Genomic DNA, 3,674 nt, shown 5'->3' with positions numbered 1-3,674 from the left:
GTGACCGAAAGTGACGACGGACGCGGATTCGATCACGCAAACCGGAAAACGGGACCGGCGTGGGGGTGGAGGATGAGGCGGAACCGGACTAGCGGAGGACGATGTCGTCGAGGGTGGGGGCGCTCTCGCCCGACTCGATCATGCCCTGCTGGATGAGGCGGGCGACGGTGGGCCCGTCGATCGTCTCCTCCTCGAGTAGCGCCTCGGCGATCAGTTCCAAACCACGGCGGTGGCGGGTGATCACTTCCTTGGCGCGCTGTTCCTGGTCGGTGAGGAGCTTGGAGATCTCCTCGTCGAGCAGGCGTGCGGTGTCGTCGGAGTACTCGCGGCCCGAACTCATCAGGTCGTCACCGAGGAAGGTGGCCTGCTGGCCGCTCCAGGCCTGAGGTCCGACGCGGTCGGACATGCCCCACTCCCGTACCATCCGACGGGCGATGCCGGTGGCCTGCTCGAGGTCGTTCGCAGCACCCGAGTTGAGGTGACCGAACACGACGATCTCGGCAACACGGCCGCCCATCGCCTTGCAGATCGTGTCCTCGAAGTACTCCTTCGAGTAGGTGTGCCGTTCCTGCGGGAGCGACCACGTGACACCGAGGGCCATGCCGCGAGGCAGGATCGTGACCTTGTGCAGCGGGTCACCATGGGGGAGCACCGTCGACAGCAGCGCGTGACCACCCTCGTGGTAGGCGGTCGCCCGCTTCTCCTCGGCAGTCATGATGACCGACTCACGCTGCGCGCCGAGCACGACGCGGTCGCGAGCGTTCTCGAAGTCGATCCGTTCGATCTCCTTGGAGCCTCGGCGCACGGCCACGAGGGCTGCTTCGTTGACGAGGTTCGCCAGGTCGGCGCCGGCCATGCCGACGGTCGCCTTGGCCATGGTCTCCATGTCGACGTCGGAACCGAGGCGCTTGTCCCGGCTGTGGACCTCGAGGATCGCCTTGCGCTCGCCGGACTCGGGGACCGGAACGACGATCTGGCGGTCGAATCGACCCGGGCGGAGCAGTGCGGGGTCGAGGATGTCAGGGCGGTTGGTGGCCGCCATGATGACGATGCCCTCGGACGTCTCGAACCCGTCCATCTCGGCGAGCATCTGGTTGAGCGTCTGCTCGCGCTCGTCGTGGCCGCCACCGAGGCCCGCGCCGCGCTTGCGGCCGATCGAGTCGATCTCGTCGATGAAGATGATCGCCTTGCCCATGCGGCGCGCCTGCTGGAACAGATCCCGAACGCGGCTCGCGCCGACGCCGACGAACATCTCCATGAAGTCCGAGCCGGTGACGGAAAGGAACCCGACGCCTGCTTCGCCGGCCACGGCACGTGCGAACAACGTCTTGCCGGTGCCAGGAGGACCGACGAGCAGCATGCCCTTGGGGACGCGAGCGCCGATCTCCTTGAACCGCTCGGGGTAACGCAGGAAGTCGACGACCTCGCTGATCTCCTGTTTCACGCCCTCGTAGCCGGCGATGTCGTCGAACGTGGTCGACGGACGGCTGGCGTCGTACGCCTTCGCCTTGCTCTTGCCGATCGACATGACGCCACCCATCTGGCCGGACGCACGGCGCTGCATCCAGATGAGGAAGCCGATGATCAGGAAGATCGGCAGCATGAAGCCGAGCAGGTTCAGGAGGAAGTTGTTGCTCGGCGGCGTGAACTCGTAGTCGACACCCTGCTCCTTGAGCAGTTGTTCGTCCTCCTCGGACACGCCCCGCTCACCCCCGCCGGACGTGTTGTACTTGTCGCCGTTCGTGTACTCGCCGGTGATCTTGCCCGAACCGGTGTTGATGTCGGCGGTCTCGATGTTGTCGTCCTGGACCTCGGCGATGAACTCGGTGTAGGTCAGGCTGTCGCCGTCGTTGCTCGGCCACAGGCTCGGCACGAGCAGCGCGCCCACCGCCACGAGACCGACGATCCACCAGCCCCAGCGGGGAAATCCGGGCTTGGCGTCGCCGTTGTCGTCCTTCGCCGATCCGTCGGAGTCGAACTTGTTCTTCGGCGTCGGACGGTCGGACTTCGACCCGCGCCGCTGACCCCGACCCGCGCCGGGAGGCGGCGGGGGAGGGGGAGGAGGAAGATTGCTCATCACTCCATGATACGAGTGTGTTCGGCCCTTGCCCGGTCGTGCTCGCGCGAACTGCGGACGACTGGTTCAGTCGACCCGGTTCCAGGTGCCGAGTCCGGTCGTGTCGTAGAACTCCGAAGTCGCAGAGGTCGCCTCGCTTCCCTCGACATCGAACGCGATGCCGGTCGGACCGAGTGAGTTCTCTCCTGGCGGCGTGAAGAGGAAGGTGTCGCCGTCGTACGGGGTGAGTTCGAAGGTCATGTCGTCGGGGCCGAGCGTCATCACGAGCGTTCCCGCTGCGTCTTCGACGGTCATGGGGCCGTAGTAGGCGTTGTCGTACGTCCCGACGTAGGTCCCCGGCGCGGACGGCGGTGCCGGTTCGGCGACGGGCTCGCTCCAGTCGGTCGGGAGCTCCGATTCGTAGAGTCCGGCGAACGCTCCCATGTAGCCGCTGAGCCAGTCGAGTCGCGGTGCACCGTCGATCATCAGGTCGATCACCGTGTCCGACGTCGCCTCCGCCAGCCCGACGGGCTGACCGTTGGTGATCACGGCGACCCCGAGTTGCTGGCCGGGGACGATGTTGAAGTTGGTACCGGTTCCGAGCAGGAAGGCTCCCGAGTGCGTCCAGTTCGTGTAGCCGTCGTCGCGCACGCCGACGCCTGTTCCGAGCCCGTACGTGCCCGTGTGCGAACTCGGAGTCGCAGGTGGGTGCGACACGCTGTGTGGCGTGTGCATCTGGAGCAGAGCGGCGGGGTCGATGATCGGTTCATCGTCGAGCTCGCCGTCGCCGAGTTGCAGGCGCAGCCACTGTGCGAGGTCGTTCGCGGTCGACGAGATGCCGCCGGCGGGCGACTGTTGATCGGGGTCGCGCTGGTCGGTGGTGACGATCCAGTCGCCGTCGGCGTCGCGTTGATGGGGCACCGCGCGATTGTCCGCGGCGATGTACTCGGCGAACAACGCCGAGGAATCGGTCATCCCCGCCGGCGTGAAGAGTCGCTCCTCGACCAGGACGTCCCAGGGGTCCCCCGAGGCGTTGGCAGCCGCCTCGGCGGCAGCGGTGAGCCCGAAGTTGGTGTAGAGGTGCTGGGCTCGGAACGGCGAGAGCGGTTCCTGAACGAGTCGGTCGAACACCTCCTGCTGGTCGTAGCCGAGGTCTTCGAGCAGATCTCCGGCATGCGCGGGAAGGCCGCTGCGATGGGTGAAGAGGTCGGCGTAGGTCACGTGCTCGGTGACGTAGGGGTCCGACAGCGCGAAGTCGGGCAGATGTTCGACGATCGGGTCGTCCCAGGCGATCGTCCCGTCACCGACGACACCGGCGACCGCGGTGGCACTGATCGCCTTCGACAAGGATGCGACCTGGAAGACGGTGTCGGCGTCGACGGCCTCGTCGCCGCCGATCTCGCGGACGCCGAAGCCCTCGGCGTACACGACCTCGTCGTCGAACACGACCGCCACCGCCAGACCTGGGACCCCGCTCGACTCGAGCATGGCTTCGATGTGTTCCGGGACCAGTTCGAGGCCGGCGTCGACGTCCTCGCGGGTCACCGTCTGGGCCGGGTCACCCGGAGGACCTGCCGGTGCCGACTCCTCCGGCGCGGTGTCGTCACCGCTCGTGGTC

2 protein-coding genes are annotated in these 3,674 nt (G+C 67.0%); both read right to left on the bottom strand.

Going from position 1 to position 3,674, the window contains the following annotated elements:
- Positions 1-88: 88 nt before the first annotated feature.
- Positions 89-2,077, bottom strand: coding sequence for an ATP-dependent zinc metalloprotease FtsH (ftsH, locus tag ON45_RS13450; protein WP_040494509.1), 1,989 nt, complete (start codon positions 2,075-2,077; stop codon positions 89-91).
- A gap of 66 nt (positions 2,078-2,143) precedes the next feature.
- A partial coding sequence (locus ON45_RS13445; protein ID WP_051063041.1) for a serine hydrolase occupies positions 2,144-3,674 on the bottom strand: 1,531 nt, incomplete at its 5' end.

The organism is Ilumatobacter nonamiensis YM16-303, from assembly GCF_000350145.1.
In the GTDB taxonomy this organism is placed as follows: domain Bacteria; phylum Actinomycetota; class Acidimicrobiia; order Acidimicrobiales; family Ilumatobacteraceae; genus Ilumatobacter_A; species Ilumatobacter_A nonamiensis.
Note: the sequence above shows the minus strand (reverse complement) of the source record. Positions and strands in the feature narration are given on the sequence as shown.

What these genes read in the sequence shown, in the direction of transcription:
- ftsH (WP_040494509.1), bottom strand. Translation starts at nt 2,077, where the DNA reads ATGAGCAATCTTCCTCCTCCCCCTCCCCCGCCGCCTCCCGGCGCGGGT.